This is a genomic window from Streptomyces spiramyceticus, from assembly GCF_028807635.1.
Classification (GTDB): Bacteria; Actinomycetota; Actinomycetes; order Streptomycetales; family Streptomycetaceae; genus Streptomyces; species Streptomyces spiramyceticus.
Genome location: NZ_JARBAX010000002.1, coordinates 615,262 through 636,534 on the forward strand (window position 1 = coordinate 615,262; position 21,273 = coordinate 636,534).

Annotated in this window: 19 protein-coding genes; 8 read left to right on the plus strand and 11 right to left on the minus strand. The window is 71.4% G+C overall.

Going from position 1 to position 21,273, the window contains the following annotated elements; genetic code table 11:
* Positions 1-50: 50 nt before the first annotated feature.
* The 4 genes from PXH83_RS26300 to pgfA all read right to left on the minus strand — a co-directional run bounded on the left by PXH83_RS26300 (position 51) and on the right by pgfA (position 7,382).
* Complete coding sequence (locus tag PXH83_RS26300; protein WP_274563644.1) at positions 51-4,382, minus strand: alpha-(1->3)-arabinofuranosyltransferase; 4,332 nt, start codon at positions 4,380-4,382, stop codon at positions 51-53.
* Positions 4,379-5,104 (minus strand): class I SAM-dependent methyltransferase, encoded by a 726-nt coding sequence (locus PXH83_RS26305; protein WP_274563645.1) that lies wholly within the window; start codon positions 5,102-5,104, stop codon positions 4,379-4,381. Before PXH83_RS26305 ends, PXH83_RS26300 begins: the two co-directional genes overlap by 4 nt.
* A 7-nt stretch (positions 5,105-5,111) precedes the next feature.
* On the minus strand, positions 5,112-6,281 hold the full coding sequence (locus PXH83_RS26310; RefSeq protein ID WP_274563647.1) for a glycosyltransferase family 4 protein: 1,170 nt from the start codon (positions 6,279-6,281) through the stop codon (positions 5,112-5,114).
* Between the two features lie 135 nt (positions 6,282-6,416).
* On the minus strand, positions 6,417-7,382 hold the full coding sequence (gene pgfA, locus PXH83_RS26315) for a cell envelope lipid trafficking protein PgfA (protein ID WP_274563649.1): 966 nt from the start codon (positions 7,380-7,382) through the stop codon (positions 6,417-6,419).
* 182 nt (positions 7,383-7,564) lie between these two features.
* Between pgfA and PXH83_RS26320 the strand changes: the two genes are divergently transcribed.
* Both PXH83_RS26320 and PXH83_RS26325 read left to right on the plus strand, forming a co-directional pair.
* Positions 7,565-7,717, plus strand: a complete 153-nt coding sequence (locus PXH83_RS26320; RefSeq protein ID WP_214925625.1) for a hypothetical protein — start codon at positions 7,565-7,567, stop codon at positions 7,715-7,717.
* Positions 7,718-7,740: 23 nt separating this feature from the next.
* Positions 7,741-8,964 (plus strand): PucR-like N-terminal domain-containing protein, encoded by a 1,224-nt coding sequence (locus tag PXH83_RS26325; RefSeq protein ID WP_274565174.1) that lies wholly within the window; start codon positions 7,741-7,743, stop codon positions 8,962-8,964.
* 354 nt (positions 8,965-9,318) lie between these two features.
* Here the strand turns inward: PXH83_RS26325 and aceB are convergent, their stop codons facing one another.
* Entirely contained in the window at positions 9,319-10,938 is a 1,620-nt protein-coding gene (gene aceB, locus PXH83_RS26330; RefSeq protein WP_274563652.1) for a malate synthase A, read from the minus strand.
* 215 nt (positions 10,939-11,153) lie between these two features.
* The gene (locus tag PXH83_RS26335) at positions 11,154-11,756 is read right to left on the minus strand and encodes a nucleotidyltransferase family protein (protein WP_274563653.1); all 603 of its coding nucleotides are present in this window, start codon (positions 11,754-11,756) and stop codon (positions 11,154-11,156) included.
* 80 nt (positions 11,757-11,836) lie between these two features.
* On the opposite strand from PXH83_RS26335, the gene PXH83_RS26340 reads away from it, so the two are divergent.
* Together PXH83_RS26340 and PXH83_RS26345 are read left to right on the plus strand one after the other, a co-directional pair.
* On the plus strand, positions 11,837-13,684 hold the full coding sequence (locus PXH83_RS26340; RefSeq protein ID WP_274565175.1) for a serine/threonine-protein kinase: 1,848 nt from the start codon (positions 11,837-11,839) through the stop codon (positions 13,682-13,684).
* A gap of 147 nt (positions 13,685-13,831) precedes the next feature.
* Positions 13,832-14,140, plus strand: coding sequence for a DUF5955 family protein (locus PXH83_RS26345; RefSeq protein WP_274563655.1), 309 nt, complete (start codon positions 13,832-13,834; stop codon positions 14,138-14,140).
* A 4-nt stretch (positions 14,141-14,144) separates the two neighbouring features.
* On the opposite strand, the gene PXH83_RS26350 is transcribed toward PXH83_RS26345, so the two are convergent.
* A complete protein-coding gene (locus PXH83_RS26350; protein WP_274563658.1) occupies positions 14,145-14,534 on the minus strand; it encodes a hypothetical protein in 390 nt (129 codons plus the stop codon).
* 12 nt (positions 14,535-14,546) lie between these two features.
* The gene (locus PXH83_RS26355) at positions 14,547-15,014 is read right to left on the minus strand and encodes a plastocyanin/azurin family copper-binding protein (RefSeq protein ID WP_274563659.1); all 468 of its coding nucleotides are present in this window, start codon (positions 15,012-15,014) and stop codon (positions 14,547-14,549) included.
* Positions 15,015-15,154: 140 nt separating this feature from the next.
* Here PXH83_RS26355 and PXH83_RS26360 point away from each other — a divergent pair, with 140 nt between their 5' ends.
* Both PXH83_RS26360 and PXH83_RS26365 read left to right on the plus strand, forming a co-directional pair.
* Positions 15,155-15,733, plus strand: coding sequence for an RNA polymerase sigma factor (locus tag PXH83_RS26360; protein WP_274563660.1), 579 nt, complete (start codon positions 15,155-15,157; stop codon positions 15,731-15,733).
* The gene (locus PXH83_RS26365) at positions 15,730-16,428 is read left to right on the plus strand and encodes an anti-sigma factor family protein (RefSeq protein ID WP_274563661.1); all 699 of its coding nucleotides are present in this window, start codon (positions 15,730-15,732) and stop codon (positions 16,426-16,428) included. The genes PXH83_RS26360 and PXH83_RS26365 overlap by 4 nt, the downstream gene beginning before the upstream one ends.
* A gap of 109 nt (positions 16,429-16,537) precedes the next feature.
* Here the strand turns inward: PXH83_RS26365 and PXH83_RS26370 are convergent, their stop codons facing one another.
* Positions 16,538-17,182, minus strand: a complete 645-nt coding sequence (locus PXH83_RS26370) for a response regulator (protein WP_214925601.1) — start codon at positions 17,180-17,182, stop codon at positions 16,538-16,540.
* Positions 17,179-18,378 (minus strand): sensor histidine kinase, encoded by a 1,200-nt coding sequence (locus tag PXH83_RS26375; protein ID WP_274563666.1) that lies wholly within the window; start codon positions 18,376-18,378, stop codon positions 17,179-17,181. The genes PXH83_RS26370 and PXH83_RS26375 overlap by 4 nt, the downstream gene beginning before the upstream one ends.
* 111 nt (positions 18,379-18,489) lie before the next feature.
* On the opposite strand from PXH83_RS26375, the gene PXH83_RS26380 reads away from it, so the two are divergent.
* Positions 18,490-19,569, plus strand: a complete 1,080-nt coding sequence (locus tag PXH83_RS26380) for an ABC transporter permease (RefSeq protein ID WP_274563667.1) — start codon at positions 18,490-18,492, stop codon at positions 19,567-19,569.
* A complete protein-coding gene (locus PXH83_RS26385; RefSeq protein ID WP_274563668.1) occupies positions 19,566-20,252 on the plus strand; it encodes an ABC transporter ATP-binding protein in 687 nt (228 codons plus the stop codon). Before PXH83_RS26380 ends, PXH83_RS26385 begins: the two co-directional genes overlap by 4 nt.
* Positions 20,253-20,270: 18 nt before the next feature.
* Here PXH83_RS26385 and PXH83_RS26390 read toward each other — a convergent pair whose 3' ends face one another.
* Positions 20,271-21,083, minus strand: a complete 813-nt coding sequence (locus PXH83_RS26390) for an IclR family transcriptional regulator (RefSeq protein ID WP_274563670.1) — start codon at positions 21,081-21,083, stop codon at positions 20,271-20,273.
* Positions 21,084-21,273: the final 190 nt, after the last annotated feature.

Here is a 21,273-nt window from a genome sequence, read left to right on the forward strand (position 1 = left end):
TCGTCTTGGGCCGTGCCCAGCGGCACCCAGGTGTCCGTCGGCTCCGTGCATTAGCTGCGCTTCCGGGGCTTGGGGACAGCGGGGTGGGGCGGGGAGGTGACAGCGCCGTCGGCGCCCGCTTCGACGGCGTCGGTTGAGGTTGCCGGCGCGCTCCCGGCTGGGGGCGGGGGCGGGCCGGTCGGGACTCCGGGTGCGGATGGGGTGGTGGGTGTGCCTCCCTCTCCGCCGACGGGGGTGGCGTGCGCAGTGGCCGGTGCTCCGGGCGCAGGCGAGGTGTTCGGGGGCTCGTGGCCCGTGTTGCGGGTTGTCGTTACCAGGGCCGCCACCAGTGCCGTGAGCGCCAGGAGTTGCGCCGCCGGGCCGAACGCGCCCTCGTCCGCCGACGCCGGTGCCCCCGCCTCCAGGGCCGCCGCCGTGCCCGCCGCCGCCATCGCCAGCAGCGCCATCGGGGGCAGCAGGGTCGGGCGGAAGTGGGACACGAGGGCCAGCGCCGGGACCAGCAGCGCCAGTGGGCCGGCCACCACAGCCACCGCCAGCGTGAGTACCGCCACGCCAAGGACCGGGCCGGGGGCGGGCGGAGGAGTGGAGGTGGGGGCGGGTGTGGCCTTGCGGCGGAACAGGGTCAGGGCCGCCAGTAGTAGCACCGCCGCGCCGCCGCCGATCAGCCCCGCCTCGTACAGCTTCGCCGGGCCGTACGCCAGGCGCACCGTGCCGCCCGTGCCCTCCGGGATCAGCCAGCCCTGCTGCCAGCCGTCCAGCCGTACCGAGGGCAACTCCTTGCCGTTGAGGGTGGCGTGCCAGCCGGGGTTCGCGTTCTCGTACAGCTGGAGGTACGAGGCCTCGCCCTCGCCGACCTGTATCGAGCGGCGGTCGCCCGTGCCGTCCTGTACCGAGAGCGGGCGGGAGTCGCGTGCCGTCGGCGCCGGCTTGCCCTTGGTCAGGGTGATGTCCGTCAGGGCCAAGGGGCCCGCGTCGCCCGCCTCCACGCGGTGCGTGCCCGGGGTCAGGCTCGCTTTGCCGTTGCGCTGCTCACCCGCGCACAGCGAGACCTGGATCGGGCGGCGTTCCGTCAGATCGCTGATCCTTCCCTTCGCGCTCGTCGCGTGCAGGGTGCCGTCGATGGCGAGTACGGGGCCCTGGCCACAGGGGAGTTGGAAGGTTTTGGACGGGTCGGGTTGCGGGATTCGGAATTCGTTCAGAGCGGGTACGTAGACCTCGCTCAGGCCTACCGGAAGCTGCATCTCGCCGTCCGCCACCGGGTTGTGCACGGTGAGCGGGGCGGTGCGCGAGACCGTGATGTCCAGGCGGTCGGTGGTGATCGGCTCGAAGCGGGCCAGGCCGTTCTCGTCGACCGAGACCGTTGCCGCTCCGTCCGGGGAGCTGATTTCCACCTGCTCGGGGCGGGTGGAGAGACCGCCGGCCGCCGCGAAGACGATCTCGCCGACCGGTCGTTTCCCGGGCCATCGCAGGTGCAGTACCGCCCGGTCCCCGGCGATCCAGGAGGTGGTCAGGTCGCCGTCCACCAGGTTCCGGGGGGTGAGAGATGCGCCCAGGCGGGCCGTCGAGTCGGCGGTGGCGGTGACGCGGCGGCGTTGTTCGGGTGCCAGGCGGTAGAGGAGCTCGTCCAGTGCGTCGCCCGGTACCGGCAACGCGGTTGCCTTCAGGGCGTACGCCCCGCCTGTCCTGGTGGTGAACTGGCGGTGCAGGCCCACCTCCGCCGAGACCGGCGACAGGCCGCCCGGGTCGCTGCCCCTGTGCAGCGAGATCAGGTCCGGGTCGGCGTCCGAGGGGAGCGACAGCAGGCGCGTTACCTGGACGCCGGGGATGTCGACCGCCGAGAAGCCGGCACCCATCAGGCCCGGTCGGCCCTGCTGTGCACCTGTGATGGTGATGCGCAGCCAACTGGCATCCCCTGGCGGTGCCTTGACCGACTGCGGCATGCCGTTCGGCTGGAGCGGGCTCGTTTCGCTGCCCCGGTTCGTTTCTACTCGTACGACAGTGGGCGCCGCCCGTACGCCGTCCCCGGGCAGCGGCGTCAGGCGGATCGAGGACGGCACGGACACCGCTGCGTCGAAGGCGATCCGCAGCCACTCGCCCGTCGGCGACGCCGCGCTGCCCTCGGTCCATGCCGTGTCGGGATTCCCGTCGAAAGCGTTCACCGGGTCGTACTGCGGCAGATGGAACAGCCAGTTGCCGCTGCTCGACGCCGTCACCGAGTCCGCGCCGCGCAGGACCGACGTCGTCTGGTGTGCGATGCCCTTGGTGGGGAGGATCTGGCGCGGCGTCCGCCCCGGGTCCTGCACGCTTCCCGGGTGGTTCCGCTCCTCTGCCGTGTAGGTGTAGGAGGTGTTCGAATTCACCAGGCCGAAACGGGTGTCCGCCCGCCGCAGGCCGTCCGCTGTCGCCTGCACAGCCGGGTCGCCCAGGCCCGGGTGGCTGTCCCCGGTGAGCACCGCGGGACGCTCTCGCATCGCGGGGTCCGCCGAGAGTCGCAGCAGAGCCTCAGGTCCGCCGCTGACCACCGTCGTGTCCGCCACCGGCTTGAGTCCCGCCGGACCCGGACGGGCGGACGTCGGCGGCTGGTAGATCTCCACCGCCTGCTGACGTGGGTACAGGCCCTCGACCTGCACCGGGGTGTCGTCCGGGATGCGCCCGCCGGTCAGCACCGGGCCGAAGCCCGTGACCCGCCGGTAGCCGGACTCCTCCAGCGTGCGCTTCACCGTCTGCGGCGGTACGTAGCCGATCTGGTCCGGGTCGAGGTCGTTGCGTACGACGACATAGTGCAGGCCCGCGCGGGCCAAGTAGTCGCTCAGGCCGGGGACTTGGGTGCCGGACATCAGGGCCTGCTCCACCGCGTCCATCGCCCGCCGGTTGCCGGGCGTACCGAACGGCACGTAGTCGCGCTGCCCCCACCGGGAGTCGGCCAGGACGTCGAGGGGCTGGTCGATGGGCGAACCCCAGGTGTAGATGCCGTGGGCGGTGGCAGGGACGACCAGGGCGCGGCTGTCCGGGGAGTACTTCTTGAGCCAGTCGGCCGTGGCCTCCCAGTGCCCGGGGAGTTTGCTGAAGGATCCCGGCTGCAGGATGCTGCCGTTGACGTAAGGGAGCGCCAGTCCTGGCATGACGAGGAGCGCGGCGACCAGCGGCGCGAAGCGGCGTCCCGGCAGTGGGCGCGCGCCGCGCTGTTCGGCGGCCACCGCTGTCACGTGCATCAGGCCGAGGACCAGTGCCAGCGCCAGGCCCGGCTGGAACTTGTAGATGTTGCGGAACGGCACCAGCCAGCTGTTCAGCCAGTCCTGTACGGCCGAATGGAAGGGGGCGCCCAGCGAACCCCCGTATCCGGCAAGGGTGATGACCGCCACCGACAGCACCACCAGGACCAGCCAGCGGCGCTCCGGCATGTCCCGCCGGGCGAGCCCCGCAAGCCCCAGCGCGGCGGCGAACGCCGAGCCGAGGACGGCGACGACCGACGTGACCACCGTCCAGCCCGCCGGCAGCCATGCCTCGCCGAAGTGCAGATACGCGACCCAGTTCCCGGCGCCGCGCAGCAGCTCGGTGGCGGACATGGTGGCGGTCGTGGTCTCGGCCTGCTCGACGTACGGGAGGAAGTTCTCGCCGTTGATGCCGAGCATCAGGAGCGGTACGACCCACCACGCCGTGGCCAGAAGCACCCCCGGCACCCACCACCCGATCAGCGCGCGCCGACGGGGTCCGCCCGGCCTGCTGAGGAGATACAGCCCTACGGGCAGGAGCGCCGCGAGGGTGGATGCCGCGTTCACGCCACCCATGCAGGTGACCAGGAGGGCGGAGCGCAGCGCGGCGATACGGGCGCTCGTGCGCGGATCGGTGAGGGGCAGCAGCACCCACGGCAGCAGTGCCCCGGGCAGTGCGGCGGCCGAGGTCGACCCGATGACGATGGTGTACGTCGGCCACAGGGCGTACGCGACCGCGCCGAGCAGCCGGGCCGGGGCCGAGCCGATGCGCAGGCGCTCGGCGAGACGCAGGGCGCCCCAGAACGCGGTGGCGACGATGATCGACAGCCAGAGCCGTTCCGCGAGCCAGACCGGCAGGTGCACCAGGTCCGCCAGGGCGTAGAACGGCAGCATCGGGAAGGCGTAGCCGACGTACTGGTCGAAGATGCCGCCGAAGCCCGACCTGCTGTGCCACAACTCGCCCAGGTCGGACAGGAATTTGAAGGGGTCGAGCGCCACGCCCAGCTTCGTCTCGAAGGTCATCCGGCCCGGTGAGACCGCCAGGAAGGCCAGAAGCACCACCGCCCAGAACCCGAACAGCCAGCGGCGTGAACGCGGATCGGCGGGATCCGGCGCCGGAGGGGGCCCGGGCGGGGGAGTCCTGGGGGGCGCCTGCAGAGTGCTGGTCATGGACACCGCCGGAGGATGAGGAGGAGGTTCCAGGTGGCGAACTCGCGCAGCAGCGGCACCTTCGGCACGATCCCGGGCAGGAACGGCCAGTAGCGGGCGCGTGCCGACACGACCTGCACATCGGTGCGGGCGCGCACCTGGCGCAGGGTGGTGCCGATGTGGATCGGGAAGAGGTTCTCGCCGACGGTGTGCTTGGCCTTGCGCCCGGTGCGCCGCTCGTAGCGGCGGCGGCCCCGGTCGGCGCCCAGATAGTGCCAGGGCGCCCACTCGTGGCCGCCCCAGGGGGAGAACCAGTTGGTGAAGGACACGTAGATCAGGCCGTCCGGGGCGGTGACGCGGACCATCTCGCTCAGGAAGGTCCGCGGGTCCTCGACGTGCTCCAGCACATTGGAGGAGAAGCAGACGTCGGCCGTACCGTCCGCGAGGGGCAGGAGGTAGCCGTCGGCGACCACGGCCCCTTCGGTCTTGCGGCCGCCCGCGCCCAGCTCCCGTACATCCGGCTCGAAAAGGAAACTCTGCGCGCCGCGCCGCCGGAACTCCTCGGTGAAGTGGCCGCTGCCGCCACCGATGTCGACGACGACCTTGCCGGCCAGCGGAACGTACCGCTCCACCTGGTCCGCCGCGTCACGGGCCAGCAGCGCGTAGCACCGCTCCGGCTCGGTCTGCTCACGCATGAACGCCCGGAAGAGGGTGACGGACCTGTGCAGGGAGGGGTCCTTCACTGTGGTGTCACCCCCGCCGTGGCGCGGCCGCCTCGGCGGCCACCGCCCGGAACTGGCGCACCGTACTGCTCCAGCGGTAGCGCTCCGCACGCGCGGCCGCCGCGCCGCCCATCGCCTCGCGCCGCTCGGTGCTGAGGGCGAGCGTGCACCAGGCCGCGGCGAACGAGCTCTCGCCCCGCGCCAGTACGCCCGTCACGCCGTCCGCGATCGAGTCCCGCAGGCCCGGTACGTCGAAGCCGATCGCCGGGGTGCCACGGGTCGCGGCCTCGGTGACGACCAGGCCCCATCCCTCGACCGCCGAAGGATGCAGCAACAGCCATGCGGCGCAGAGGAGTTGATGCTTCTCCGCCTCCGACACCCGGCCCTTGAAGATCACGTCGGGGCCCGCGAGCGCTTCGAGGCGCCGGCGCTCGGGGCCGTCGCCGATGATCAGGAGTTTGCCGCCGGTGACCGGTCTGACCCGTTCCCAGAGGCGCAGCAGGAGATCGATGCGCTTGTACTCGACCAGCCGGCCCATCGCCAGGAAAAGCGGCTCGCTGGAACGGGGCGTAAGCGCGCCAGGCTGCTCCACTCCGTTGTGCACGACGCGGATCCGGCTGTGGTCGACGCCGAGCGCGCCCAGTGCGCCCGCCGTCGACGTGGAGACGGCGACCAGCAGATTCTCGCGCTGCGCGGCGGACAGTGCCCAGTGCTCCAGGCGGCGCCCGAGTCCGGCTGCGGGGCCGGGGAAGCGCATCCCCCACAGCTCGGTGTGGACATGGTTGACCAGGCACAGGGTGGGGCCGCGGTGCCAGAGCGGGGTGAGGTACGGCAGCCCGTTGCAGACCTCGACCAGCAGATCGCAGTCGCCGACCTGACGGGTGAAGGCGCGGCGGGCCTTGATGAAGTGACCGAGGTCGCCGCCTGCGGAGACGACCCGGTAGTCGCGGTACGCCGCCGGACCTCCGCACAGCAGTGTGACCTGGTGGCCGAGGGCGGTGAGGCCGTCCGCGAGGCGGTCGACGAGGAGCTCGGAGCCGCCGGCCGCCGGGTTGCCCAGGTCGCGGCGGGAGAGGAAGACGATGCGACGGGGGTGGAGTGGTGTGGCAGCGTTTTCCTCGTTTTTCTGAGACTTCTGGGTCGCGCGGTTCTTCTGAGGGTTCGCATCGTGCAGTGTGGGGGGCACGTGCTGGGGCATGCGAGCTCCAACTCGTTTCAGGGTGCGGAACCGGTGGGGCCGTTCTCGGGGTGGGGTGGACAGTTTTCGCCACGCTGTTCGATGCGGCTACTCACCTCGGTGACAATTTCGGGCCCACTGAGAGCTGATGTGTCATCACATTGTGATGATTTGCTGGGAAGTCGGTCGTTCCCGCCCTCGCACGACGAGTACCGCACCAGCCAGCGCCAGCAGCACTCCCGCCCCACCGCCCCCCATCGGCAGCGTCTCGCCCACCAGCTTCAGCCGGTCGCTGTCGGCCGAGGCCAGGCCCACCTGCGAGCGCTGCGTCGCCGCCGTGAACTCCAGCCGCTCGCTGTCCAGCAGCACCACCGCGTCCTTCTTCGCGCCCGGTGCGCGCAGCGTCTTCCGCGGACCGATCGCGGCATTGATAATGCGCCCTGTACGCCGGTCGACGACCAGCTCGATGCCATGGTTGGCGTACCACTCCTCGGCCAGCACCTGGCTGCGCTTCGGCAGTCCCACGAGCCGTCCGGGCACCAGCCGGGTGCCGGTCTTCGCCGGCTCCACGGCGGCGGTGAAGCGGTAGCCCTCGTACCCCTGGATCTTCTTCGTACCCGCGAAGCGGAGGCGGACGGTCGAGCCGAGCGTGTTGTCCCACCAGCGGTACGAGCGCTTCTGTACGTCGAAGGGGAACTTCAGGTATGCCTCCCCGTCGAAGGCGGGCTTCTCCTGGCAGCAGTGCACCGGCTCATTGGTCCTGCGGTCGGTGACCCAGCGCTCCAGCGTCCACTGGAGCGAGTCGTGGGTGTCGGCGGCCGGCAGAGTGGCGTCCGTGTCGACCGAGGTGGAGACGTCCCAGACGGCCCGGCCGCTCTCCTCGCTGTCGGCCACATCACCCCGTACCTGCCGGGTGACGGTGATCTTCTTGCCGGACACGGTCTCGATCCTTCCGGTGTCGAAATAGTTGCCCGTGCCGGTGAACACCGTGGTCACGTCGACATCGATGGGCGTGCGCTTGGCGCGCGGCTCGACGTACCAGGCCAGCATCGGAGCGAGGACGAGGAGGAAAACACCGGCACCCAGCAGGGCCAGCGACAGGGGCGAAGCGGTGCGACGCATACGGGCACTCCAAGTGGGGGCCAGTGGGGGCGGCTCGGCAGATACGTGCACATGCGTGTATGGGCCGGGAACCGTAGGCGTCCTCTTGACGGACTGTCAATGCAGTGCCAACACTGGGCCATTGCCGGACGGGGCCGGCGGGACCACCGGTGGGTCACAGCGTCAGAGAGGCTGACCCGACCATGTCCAGACTCCTTGCGGCAGCGCTGACCATCGCTGCCGCCGCCGCACTCGCCGTGGGCGCGGCCTTCGCCATCGTGGCCCTGCTGAACGCCACCCCGGACCAGCCCAATGTGCCGCTGATCAGTTATGAGTCGGCGACGCCACGGAAGTGACCGCAGTGGACGGGGGACGCAGCATGGCCGACGCCTCGGCGTGGGACGACGTACCCCGACTCAAATTACGCCGGTTCACCGACCGCGCCATGCGCGAGGTCCCCTCGCTCGCCCAGGAGATCCTCGACGGCATCCGCCGCGAATACCCCAGGCTGCCCCTCGTCCACGACGAATCCGGCGAGCTCATGGCACTCGTGGGCATCCGCCGTGCCCTCGAAGACTTCGTGCAGCACCTCGTCCAGGGGGAAGGCCGTCCGCGCGTCCACCTGGAAGTCTTCCAGGAGTTCGGCCGCGGCGAAGGGCTGCACGGCCGCTCGCTCGACTCCCTCCAGGCCATCTACCGGCTCGGCGTCCGCCTCGCCTGGCGGCGCCTTGCCGAAATCGGCCAGCAGGTACGTATCCCCCCACCCGCGATGTACGAACTCGCCGAGTCCGGATTCGCCTATCTGGACGGCCTGGTGGACCAGTCGGTACGCGGCTACGCCGAGGCCGCCGCCCGTGAAGCAGGTGAACGTCTGCGTCTGCAAAGGAAGTTGGCGCAGGCACTGATCGACGAGCACCGCCTGCCCAACGACCCCGCCCGCACCCGGTCCCTCGCCGAGCATGCCGCCCGCATCCGGTGGACGCTGCCCGAGCGCGTCGCCGTCGGGGTGCTCCTGCGCCCGGCCCGCGAGTGCGTCGCACCGGCCGTGGGGCAGGGCGTACTGCTCGACATGGAGAGCGAGCAGCCCCTCGTGATCGTCCCCGACCCGTCCCTCGCCGGGCGGCCCGAACTGCTGCGCCGGGCCATGAAGGGCTGGTCGGGGGCGATCGGGCCGACCGTACCGCTGACGGAGGCGGCGAAGTCGCTGCGCTGGGCGGCGGCCGCCGTACGCCTCATGGAGCGGGGGCTGCTGCCGTCGGGGCGGCTGCTGCACTGCACCGAGTACACCGAGGCGCTGGTCCTGCTGCCGCCCGAGGAGCTGATCGAGGACCTGACGCGCCGCTGCCTCGCACCCCTCGCCGACTGCGGGCCCACGCAGGGCCGCCGGCTCGCGGAGACGCTGCTGGCCTGGCTGGAGACCAGGGGCGGAGCGCCGGAAGTGGCCGCCAGGCTCGGCGTACATCCGCAGACCGTGCGCTATCGGATGCGGCAGATACGTGAGCTCTGGGGCGACGAGGTCGACGACCCCGACCGCCGCTTCGAGCTCGAACTGGTGCTGCGGGCCCAGCGGTTGCGCGGCGAGCTGTCGGAGCCGATCCGCTGAACCCGCTCCTAGGGCCTGTCGTCAAACTCCCTCCCCCAGCCTTCGGCCGGGAGGTGCCCCCAGCCCCGCGACGCCTGGCACGCGCCCCCAAGCTCTCGGCTTCGCTCGAGCAGGGAGGGACCCCCTTCGCCGCACCGGGCGAAACCCCAAGTACGTCCGGTCCATCGACGGGGCCTTCCGCCCGGCACGCCGAGAGCACGCTCCCCCACTCTCGGCTGCGCTCGAGCGGGGGGACCCCCATGACGCCGCAGGGCCCGCCCTTCGGGCGGACGCCGGGAGTTTGACGACAGGCCCTACACCTCCGCCCCCGGTGCTGTGCGGTACCGGGGGCGGAGCTGTGAGAGCGGGACGGATTCAGCCGCGCAGCTGCTCGTACGCGGGCAGCGTGAGGAAGTCCGCGTAGTCCTGGTCGAGCGAGACCGTCAGCAGCAGGTCGTGCGCCTGCTGCCACTTGCCGGCCGCGAAGGCCTCCTCGCCGACCTCCGCGCGGATCGCCGCCAGCTCCTCCGCGGCGATCTTGCGGGCGAGCTCCGGTGTGGCCTTCCGGCCGTTCTCGAAGACGACACCCGCGTTGATCCACTGCCAGATCTGGGAGCGGGAGATCTCCGCGGTGGCCGCGTCCTCCATCAGGTTGAAGATCGCGACGGCGCCGAGACCGCGCAGCCACGCCTCGATGTAGCGGATGCCGACCTGGACCGCCGAGACCAGGCCCTGGTACGTCGGCCTGGCGTCCAGCGAGTCGATGGCGATCAGGTCCCCGGGCGCCACCGACACGTCCTCGCGCAGCCGCTCCTTCTGGTTCGGCTTGTCACCGAGCACCGCGTCGAACGACGCCATCGCGATCGGCACCAGGTCCGGGTGGGCGACCCAGGAGCCGTCGAAGCCGTCGGCGGCCTCTCGGTCCTTGTCGGCCTTGACCTTCTCGAAGGCGACCTTGTTGACCTCGGCGTCGCGCCGGGACGGGATGAAGGCCGCCATGCCGCCAATGGCGTGCGCGCCGCGCTTGTGGCACGTACGCACCAGCAGCTCGGTGTACGCCCGCATGAAGGGGGCGGTCATCGTCACGGCGTTGCGGTCGGGAAGAACGAACTTCTCCCCGCCGTCACGGAAGTTCTTGACGATGGAGAAGAGGTAGTCCCAGCGCCCGGCGTTGAGCCCGGCCGCGTGGTCGCGCAGTTCGTAGAGGATCTCCTCCATCTCGTAGGCCGCCGTGATCGTCTCGATCAGGACGGTCGCGCGAACGGTGCCCTGCGGGATCCCGACGTAGTCCTGCGCGAAGACGAAGATCTCGTTCCACAGGCGGGCTTCGAGGTGCGACTCCGTCTTCGGCAGGTAGAAGTACGGGCCCTTGCCGAGCTCGATGAGGCGCTTGGCGTTGTGGAAGAAGTACAGCCCGAAGTCGACGAGGGCGCCCGGAACCGGGCGGTCGCCGAACCTGAGGTGACGCTCGTCGAGGTGCCAGCCGCGCGGCCGCATCACGACGGTTGCAAGCTCCTCGGCCGGCTTCAGGGCGTACGTCTTGCCGGACGCGGGGTCGGTGAAGTCGATCCGGCGCGTGTACGCGTCGATCAGATTGCGCTGGCCGAGGACGACGTTCTCCCAGGTGGGAGCCGATGCGTCCTCGAAGTCGGCGAGCCAGACCTTCGCGCCCGAGTTGAGCGCGTTGATGGTCATCTTGCGGTCGGTCGGACCGGTGATCTCCACGCGGCGGTCGTTGAGCGCGGCCGGGGCCGGCGCGACCTTCCAGTCGCCCTCACGGATCTGTGCGGTATCCGGGAGGAAGTCGAGCGTGGATGTGCGGGCGATCTCGGCGCGGCGCTCGACGCGGCGGGCGAGTAGCTCGTCGCGGCGGGGCGTAAACCGCCGGTGCAGCTCGGCCACGAAGGCCAGGGCCGCATCGGTCAGGACCTCGTCCTGCCTCGGCAGGGGCTCGGCATCGACGATGGCCAGCGGGGACGGCGCTGGTGCGGACATGAGCTGTCACTCCTTCGCAGGCGACGCCTTACGGCCGCCGGGTCGCCTGCGAACGGCACAGAGTGCCATGGCTCCGAGGTACGGTCGCGGGCGCCGCTGGTCGTACAGGGCGCTTCTGACGTGTGGATACTAGTTTCCTCATGGTGGAAGTTCAACGGTCTGTTGACATCGAGATTCTCCGGGTCGACAGAAGTCGTCTCTGAGTGCCAGGTCGGTCACTCCAAGTGGAACAGGTCCTCGGCGGTGTCGATGTCGTACGCCTCGGCCACGTCGCCGCACTCGACCGGCGTGATCGAAGCCTCGTGCTCCTTCAGATACGCGCGTGCCCCGCGGTCGCCCGTCGCAGTCGCCGCGACCGCCTCCCACCGCTCGGCGCCGAACAGCACCGGATGCCCGCGCTTCCCGTCGTACGTCGCCGTCACAAGGCTCGCGGGCGAGCGGTACGCCGCCACCACCCGGCACACCGCCGCCGCGCCGATCCCCGGCTGGTCGACCAGCGACACGAGCGCCGCAGGCGCCCCCGTACCGGCCAGGGACGCAAGACCCGCGCGCAGCGACGACCCCATCCCCTCTTCCCACTCCGGGTTGTCGACCAGTACGCACCCGGTCAGATCGGCCCTTTCCCGTACCTCCGCTGCCGCCGCCCCCAGCACCACATGGACAGGGCCGCAGCCGCCCTCGCGCAGTACCCGTACCGCGTGCTCGACCAGCGGCCGGCCCCGGTGTTCGAGCAGCGCTTTCGGCCGCCCGCCGAGCCGCCGTCCGCCGCCCGCGGCGAGCAGCAGCCCCGCGACAACCGGAAGCTCATAATCCGTCATATGTGCCATGGGTCCTGCATACCTCAAGTTGGATAGGGTGCCGTTCGATATCGGCGTTCAGCGTGGGAGACATGAGTTTGATGAGTGGTCAGCAGTCGGACCGGGGCAGTGCCTCTCAGGTATTCCAACCGCTGGAAGGGGACGACCCGACCACCATCGCCGGATACCGGCTGGCGGCCAAGCTCGGCGCGGGCGGCATGGGCAAGGTTTACCTCTCGTACACGCCCGGCGGCCGCCCTGTCGCCATCAAGGTGATCCGCCCCGAATTCGGCGAAGACGCCGAGTTCCGGCGCCGGTTCGCCCAGGAAGTGCAGTCCGCGCAGCGGGTTCAGGGCCTGTACACCGCGCCCGTCATCGACGCCGACACCGACGGCGCGCAGCCCTGGCTGGCCACCGCGTACGTGCCGGGACCCTCCCTCGCCGACGCCGTGGTCGCCCACGGGGCGCTGCCCGTCGAGGCCGTGCTGCTGCTGATCGCAGGCATGGCCGAGGCGCTGCACGTCATCCACGGCGCGGGCATCGTGCACCGCGACCTCAAGCCGTCCAACGTGCTGCTCGCCGCCGACGGCCCCCGCGTCATCGACTTCGGCATCGCCTACGCCGCCGACGCGACCTCGCTCACCGGCAGCGGCGTCACCATCGGCACCCCCTCGTTCATGGCGCCGGAACAGGCGGCGGGGCGGAAGGTGACCCCGGCCACCGACATCTTCGCGCTCGGCCAGGTCGCGGCGTACGCGGCGACCGGCAGCCCCGCCTTCGGCGAGGGCACCTCGCACGGGGTGCTCTACCGCATCGTCCACGAGGAGCCCGACCTCACCGGGGTCCCGGAGCGGCTGATGGAGCTGGTCACCCGCTGCCTCGACAAGGACCCGGCGGCCAGGCCCTCGGTCACCGAGGTCATCGGGCTGTGCCAGTCCGCCAACGCCGAGACGGTGCTGCGCCGCCCCGAGGACTGGCTGCCGGGCGCGGTAGCCGCCGACATCACGGTACGTGCGGCCGCCCCCGCACCGGCCCAGACCCCGCCGCCCCCTGCCACGGCACCGGCCACCGCGCCGCCCGCGGCCTACTCGCCCACCGCGGCTGCGGCACCGGCCACCCCGCCCCCCGGCTTCGGCCCGGCGGCGGCCCCTCAGCAGCCGCAGCCGCACCAGCCCCAGCATCACCAGCAGCCGTATCAGCCCCAGCCGCAGATGCACGCGCAGGCGCCCACTCAGGCGCCCACTCAGGTGCCGACGCAGGTGCCGATGTACAACCAGGCGCCCCCCATGCACCACACGCCCCCGGCCGCCCCCAAGCGTTCGGGCAAGCGGGGAGTCGTCATCGCGCTCGTGGCGGCACTCGCCTTCGGCGTCGCGGGCGGCGGCACGGCGTACGTCCTGCTGAAGGACGACGGCAAGGAGACCCGGGCCCAGCAGGACGACCGGCCCAAGAGCGGCGACAAGGCGGGCGGCACAGGCGGCACCGCCGCCGACCCCACCGACGCTCCCCAGCCCGACGCCGACCCGTCGAAGAACGAGGCTCTGCCCCACCCGGAGCCCGTCGATTTCAAGGACATCGACCTGACCGCCGGGTACCACCTGACGCTCGCGGACGAAGACGTACGGCCGCAGAAGGGCGAGGACGGGGCGTACGAACTCTCCTACGACACAGGGGGGTACATCGACGCGGAGAGCGACGGCGGGACCCTGGTACTGCTCGACCCCGGGCAGCAGGGATCGTTGGCGGCCTGCCGCGCGGAGACCCGGTTCACCGAGACGATCTATGTGGACAAGCTGTCGAAGGGGCGGCAGATCTGTGTCACCACGGGGACGGGACACATGGGCCTCGTGACCATCCAGGGATTCTCGCCCGAGGAGTCGCCGAGCGACTACGTGTCCCTGGACCTGACAGTCTGGCGCCACGCGGTCAGCACTTCGCCGACGGACTGAGACCGGACTCGGACGGACTCAGGCGGGCTGAGACCACTGACGTCAACCGCCAAGTGGCGCACAGCGCCTCGATTGGCGTTAACTGACCCCGGCCCTGTTCCGCGACGTCCGACCAACGTCGCCGAGGGCGAAAGAGGGGGAGAAACAGTGTTGAGAAGTGCGGAGCAGAGGCGCGTGACCGGCGAGGGTGAGGACCCGCGAGTGACGGAGCTGCGTGCTGCCGTCTCGCGACTTCGCCGGGAACTCGCCGGTCACCCCGCCGAGTTGCCCGACCGCGGTGTGGCGGAGGACGAACTGGCGTCGCTGCACGCCATGGCGCTCAGCGGCGTACCCGAGATCATGCGGTTGCGCCGGTCCTTGCTGCTGGTTGTGGGTTCGGTCGGATCGGTCAGCGCACTCGCGGAAGCAATGACGCAGGTGCGCAACGCCGTTGAGCTCTTCGGGCGGCGCGACTGACGCGTCATGTCGCCGCACGTCGTCGACGGCGTCGGCGGGCCAGCAGGGCCAGCGCCGTCAGGGCGACAATCCCGGCCGATTCGACCGCGATGGTGGGCCGCACCAGCTCCGCGTCGAGGGTTTCCTCGAAGCCGAAGAGGCCTGTGGTGAGGCTGACCACCAGAGCGGCCAGGGTGCCGGCCGTGAAGAGCGCTCCGAGTACGGCCACAACGCCGACGTAACGGGTGGGGGCGGCCAGCAGCGCAAGCGCCAGCAGGCCGCCGCCGATGCCGTTGAGCAGGAAAAGCACGCCGATGGTTTCAAGGTCCCGGTAGCCTCCGTCGTCCCACAGGTAGAGGTGGATCGCGGCCATCGCCGCGGTCAGTGCGGCACTTACCAGTCTCAGAGCGATCATGATGTCTCACGCTCAGTAGCCATTGGTCTTCGGTGGGGTCTCGTTCACCGGCGAGTCGCCGCCACCCACGGTGATCTCCGTCTTCATGCCCAGGTCCTTGTGCCCGCCGACGGGGCAGTAGACCTCGTGAGTGCCGGACTTCAGGGTCACCTTGAGCGTCTCGGACTCTCCGGGAGCGAGAACCTTGGTGCTGTGCTCTCCGCTGGGGCCTTCGATCTCCAGGGCGTGGTCGTGCTTGCCGTTGTTCTTCGCGACGAAGCTGTAATCGCCCGCCTTGAACGTCTTCTCCGACAGTGCGATGCGGAAGTCGGTCATGTCCGCGTTCACCCTCGTCACCCCCGGTTCGGTGTTCCGCTCCGGGGGCGGTGCGGGTGTCGACGCATCGTCGCCGTTTCCGCCCCCGCAGCCCGCGAGCACGCCCGCCAGCGCTCCGGCCGCCAGCCCCAGCCCCACGCGGCTCCTGGTGAGTGTCTTTGCCATGGCTCAGCCCTCCGCAGAAATTCCGCCGTGCAATGGATACGGACGAACCGCGCCGAGGGATTGGCAGGTCGGAGAATAGGAGCGTGACTTCCCGTGGAACCGGGGCAATCCCTTCGGGGAGGCCGACCGTATCCACTGGTATGCAGAGGATGGGCCTCCCCCTCGGGCGCGCAACGGACGAGGCGCTGCTGTCCGGCCTGACGACGGGCGATCCCGAGATCGCCGTGGCCTTCGTGCGCCGCTTCCAGCGCATTGTCTTCGGCGTCGCCATCGCCGTCGTCGGCGATCCCCAGCTGGCCGAGGACATCGCGCAGCAGACGTTCGAGCGGGCATGGCGGCACGCCCAGATCTACGACTCCCGCCGCGGGTCGGTGAAGACCTGGCTGACGACCATCGCCCACAACCTGGCCATCGACGCGGTCCGCGCGCGCAGAGCCAGCCCCGTCGCACCGGAGGACCTGGACGCGCTCCTCGACATCGTGACCGACACCCCCGAACAGCAGGCGCTCGCCGACGAGACGTCCGCCCGGATACGTTCGGCGGTCGCGGCCCTGCCGAGGGAACAGGCCCGCGCCCTCGTGATGGCGGGGATCTACGGGATGACCGCCCAGCAGATCGCCGAGTTCGAGCGGATTCCCCTGGGCACCGCCAAGACACGGATCAGGACGGCGACGCGAAAGCTGCGTACGACCCTCGGGACCGAGGCGAGCCGACGATGAGCGCCATGACCTGCGACCGGCTGAAGGAGCTGGCCCCCGAGCTGGCACTGGGCGTTCTCCCCGCCCAGGAGCGGGCCCGGGCGGTCGCGCACCTGGACCGCTGTGCAGGCTGCCGGGAGTACGTCGAACAGCTGACCCTCGTCGGGGACGGCCTGCTCGGTCTGCTTCCGGGCACTGAGCCGCCGGTCGGCTTCGAGACCCGCGTCGTGGACCGGCTCTCCCGGTCCCGGCCGGCGCCGCCCCGGCGCCTGCGCCTGCGGGTCGCGGCTGCCGCGGCTGCCGTGGCGTGCGCATTCGGCTTCGGCGGCTGGGCCGTCGGCACGGCCCTCGACGACGCCCCGGCGCCCTTGTCCGCGCAGGACCAGGGGCACCCGGCTCTCCTGCAGGCGGCCCTCGTCGCGAACGGCCACGAGGTGGGCCGGATATTCGCCTACCCCGGTTCGCCGGGGTGGGTGTACATGTCCGTCGACCTGGTCGGCCTGGAGAAGGGCGCCGGCGAAAAGGTCCACTGCCGACTGGAACGCTCCGACGGCACCACCGTTCCCGTCGGCTCGTTCACCCTCAAGGGCGGCTACGGCTACTGGGGCGCCCCGGCCCCCGTGGACGCCGCGACGGTCTCCGGCGCCCAGCTGCTGGCCGCCGACGGATCGGTCCTCGCCACCGCGCACTTCCCGCCGCGCGATGCCCCGTCTTGATGGCGGCGACGGGCCGGCCGAGTCCTATCGCTTCAGTCCGATGGCTTCGTCGGCGTTGATCTCGAAGTATTCGTTGACGAAATTGCGCACGTCGTCGATCGACGTCCCGTCAGCGGCGGATCAGCCTGCGCGCCGTCGCCGCGGCCACCGCGGACGTACGCGAGTCGACGCCCAACTTGGCGTAGATGTGCACCAGATGGGACTTGACGGTCGCCTGGCTGAGGAAGAGCGCCTTGCTGATCTGCAGGTTCGACAGGCCGTCCCCGACCAGCTGAAGCACCTCCAGCTCCCGTCGCGTCAGCGCCTCCGCAGGCGTCCGCATCCGGTCCATCAGCCGGTGCGCCACGGCCGGAGCGAGCGCCGACTGCCCGGCCGCCGCCGTACGCACCGCGCTCGCCAGCTCCTCCGGCGGCGCGTCCTTCAGCAGGTAGCCGCTCGCGCCCGCCTCCACCGCCGCCAGGATGTCGGCGTCCGTGTCGTACGTCGTGAGGACGAGCACCCGGGGCGAGCCCGGCCGTGCGGTGATGGCGGCGGTGGCCTCCGAACCGTGCATTCTGCCGGGCCCGAACTGGAGGTCCATCAGTACGACGTCGAAGTCGTCCAGCGCCGCAAGCTCCACCGCCCGCTCCGCCGTCGCCGCCTCCGCCACCACGAGGAAGTCCCGCTCGGTGTCGAGCACGGCGCGCAGGCCCGCCCGTACGACGGGATGGTCGTCGGCGAGCAGCAGCCGTACGGGCGATCCCGGGGCACTCATACGGCGTCTCCGGCCGGAAGGGGCAGCGTGATCGCGACGGCCGTGCCCTGGCCCGGCGCCGACTCGACGCTCAGCGTGCCGCCGAGCGAGCGCGCCCGCGAGCGCATCGCGGGCAGCCCGAAACCGCCGCCCGCTCCGGGGCTCGGCGCCACCGGGTCGAAGCCCGAACCGTCGTCGACGACGTCCAGCGCCACCGAGGTGTCCATGAAACTGAGGGTGATCTCGGCCCGGCCGGCGTCCGCGTGCCGCACCGTGTTGGCGAGCGCGGACTGGGCGATGCGCAGCAGCGCCACCTCGTACGGAGTGGGCAGCTCCACCGGCGTACCGCTCACCCCGAACTGCACGTCGGGCCCCGGCGCCGCCGCGCACAGCCGCTCCAGGGCCGCCGCCAGCGAGCCGCGCTCCAGATCGGGCGGGGTCAGCGCACGTACGAAACGCCGCGCCTCGGCGAGATTGTCCTGCGCCGCCTCCCGCGCCCGGCGCACATGGACCGCGGCCGGATCGCCGTCGGGCAGCGTCCGCTCGGCGGCGCGCAGCAGCAGTTGGATGCTGGACAGGCCCTGGGCCAGCGTGTCGTGGATCTCGCGGGCCAGGCGCTCGCGCTCGGCCAGCGTCCCCGCCGTCCGCTCGGCGTCGGCGAGCTCCGCACGCGTCGCGATCAGCTCGTCGATGAGCTCGCGGCGGCGCTCGCTCTCGCGGTACAGCGCCTGATAGCCGAGGACCGTCGCGACGGCGACGGCCGCGCCGAGGAGAGGCCCGATGAAGCCGCCGGGTGTGACGGCCTGCCCGTGCAGGACGAAGCCGGTGATCGCCGCGGCCGCCGTAGCGGCGACCGCGGGCAGGCCCCAGCGCATCGGCAGCAGATGCAGCTGGAGGAAGTACAGGGGGAACGCCGCCCACAGGCCGTCGGGGGAGAGGGCGAGCAGCACCAGCCAGGCGATCCCGAGCGCGCCGAGCCACAGGGCGGCCACCCGCGGAGACCGGCGCACGGCGGGGCTCAGTGCCCCGGCGCCGTACACGGCGGCCATCGCGAGCGCTGCCGCGACCACGGCGTACGGGTGCGGGGAGCCGCCGCCCGCCACGGCCTTGACGGCGGCGAGTGCGAGCAGCCCGGCGAGCAGCGCGTGCAGGCACAGGCGCAGGGCGCGCAGCACGGGAGTGAGGGCGCGGGGAGGGCGGGAGGGGCGAGGGTCCATGGCCCGTCCAGCGTAAGTGGCGGGCGCTGCCGCCTCGTCAATCGAAAGTTTGATGTCCGGGCGATCCGTGGCGCGATGTTTTCGCGGGCGAGCGCGACCAGGCTTGGGGCCATGTTCGTCGCATGGAGAGATCTCCGGTTCGCCAGGGGCCGGTTCGCGCTCATGGGCACGGTCGTGGTGCTGATCACGCTGCTCGTCGGGTTGCTGTCGGGCCTCACGGCCGGGCTGGCCAGGGACAACACCTCGGCCATCACCTCGCTGCCCGTCGACCGGCTGGCCTTCGCCGCGCCGCCCGAGGGCCAGAAGGTGTCGTTCACCAATTCCTCGGTGACGGAGAGCGTCTGGCAGAAGTGGGCGCGACAGCCCGGCATCACCGGCGCCCAGCCGCTCGGCATCCGGATGGCCGACGCCGGCGCCGGGGACCGGACGGCGGCCGTCGCGGCGTTCGGTGTCGAGCCCGCCTCGGGTCTCGCGCCGACCAGGGACTTCGGATCCGGGAGCGTCGTCGTGTCCGCGCAGGCGGCGGAGGAGCTGGGCGTCCGGGCCGGTGACAAGGTGCGGATCGGCAGCGTGGAGGAGACGGTCGCAGCGGTCGCGGGGGAGGACTCGTACAGCCACGCGCCGGTGGTGTGGACGTCGCTCGACGACTGGCAGCGGCTCGGCCACAGCGGCACCACCATGGAGGAGCAGGCAACCGTCGTCGCCCTGACGACGGGCGCAGGCGCTGATCTCGCGGCGGGCGACAAGGCGGCGGGCACCGAGACCCGCACCCTCGACGGCTCGCTGACCGCTCTCGCCTCCTACCAGGCGGAGAACGGTTCGCTCCAGCTGATGCGCGGCTTCCTCTTCGTCATCTCGGCGCTCGTCGTCGGCGCGTTCTTCACCGTCTGGACGATCCAGCGCAGCGGCGACATCGCCGTACTGAAGGCGCTCGGCGCCTCCACCCCCTACCTGCTGCGCGACGCGCTCGGCCAGGCCGTCCTGATGCTCTGCGCCGGTACGGTCCTCGGCACGGCACTCGCGACCCTGATCGGCGGCCTGGTCGACGGCACGGTCCCCTTCGTACTCGAACCGGCGACGCTGCTCGTCCCCGCCGTCGTCATAGTCGCCCTCGGCCTCGTCGGGGCGGCCCTGTCCATCCGGCGCATCACGGCCGTCGACCCCCTCATCGCACTCGGGAGCGCCCGATGACCCTGTCCCTCGCGGATGTGACCCTCACCTACCCCGACGGTGACGCCCGCCTGACCGCGCTCGACGGCGTCTGCCTCGATGTTCCCGCGGGCTCGCTCACGGCGGTGGTCGGCCCGTCGGGCTCCGGCAAGTCCAGCCTGCTCGCGGTCGCGGCGACTCTCGTCTCGCCGGACCGTGGACGGGTCGTCGTCGACGGTACGGACACGGGCGCCCTGAGCCGGGCCGAGAAGGCGGAGCTCCGGCGCGAACGCATCGGCATCGTCTTCCAGCAGCCGAATCTGCTGCCGTCGCTCACTTCGGCCGAGCAGCTCCAGGTGATGGCCCACCTGTCCGGCCGTCCGCCCCGTCAAGTGCGGGACCGGGCACGGCAGTTGCTCGATGCGGTGGGTCTCGCCGACAAGGCGGACCGCCGCCCGCACGAGCTGTCGGGCGGCCAGCGTCAGCGGGTGAACATCGCCCGCGCGCTGATGAACGAGCCCGCCGTGCTCCTGGTCGACGAGCCGACCAGCGCACTCGACCATGAACGCGGCGCCGCGATACTCGACCTGCTGGTCGGGCTCACGCGCGAGCGCGGGACGGCGACGGTGCTGGTCACCCACGACCGTGCGCACCTGGAGCGTATGGACGTCACGGTGACGATGGCGGACGGCCGCCTGCCGGCCGCCCGCGACGCGGCCGCATGATCGGCGCTCGCCGCTGTTTCAGCCCTGGCCGTTGTTGCCGTTGCCGTTGTTGGTGAGCACCACCGAGAGGTCCTTGGCGACCTCCTGGAGTATCGGGACGATCCGGTCCGTCGCCGCCTCCGTCACGCGGCCCGCCGGGCCCGAGATCGAAATGGCGGCGGCCGTGGGGGAGTCGGGGACCGACACCGCCAGGCAGCGGACGCCGACCTCCTGCTCGCTGTCGTCCACTGCGTAACCGACGCGGCGGACGTGCTCCAGGGCCTCCAGGAAGCCCTCCGGCGTGGTGATCGTCTTCTCGGTGGCGGCAGGCATGCCCGTACGGGCGAGCAGTGCGCGCACCTCGTCCGGCTCGGTGTGCGCGAGGAGGGCCTTGCCGACGCCCGTGGAGTGCGGGAGGACGCGGCGCCCGACCTCGGTGAACATCCGCATCGAGTGCTTCGAGGGCACCTGCGCCACGTACACGATCTCGTCGCCGTCGAGGAGCGCCATGTTCGCGGTCTCCCCGGTCTCCTCGACCAGGCGCGCGAGATACGGGCGGGCCCAGGTGCCGAGCAGCCGGGACGCGCTCTCGCCGAGGCGGATCAGGCGCGGGCCCAGCGAGTAGCGGCGGTTCGTCTGCTGGCGTACGTAGCCGCAGGCGACCAGGGTGCGCATCAGGCGGTGGATCGTGGGCAGCGGCAGCCCGCTGCTGGCGGAGAGCTCGCTGAGGCCTACCTCGCCGCCCGCGTCGGCCATCCGCTCCAGCAGGTCGAAGGCGCGCTCCAGGGACTGAACACCACCGGCGGCGGCAGCGGGCTTGGAAGCGTCGGTGGTGGCGTTGGACGACGGCACGTCAACGGTCCTTTCGCGGCGGGAGGGCAAGGCAGCAGCCTACCCGGCGGCTGCGCCGGGTACAGGGTTCTCGTCAAGCCGTCCTCCCCGGTCAGAGGGCGTTTGTCCCTGTGTCGCCCGTCACTTCCGACGATCTACGGGCGCGGCCTTTGTGCATAGCTACCTTCTGCTTGTCGAAATCCTACTTCCA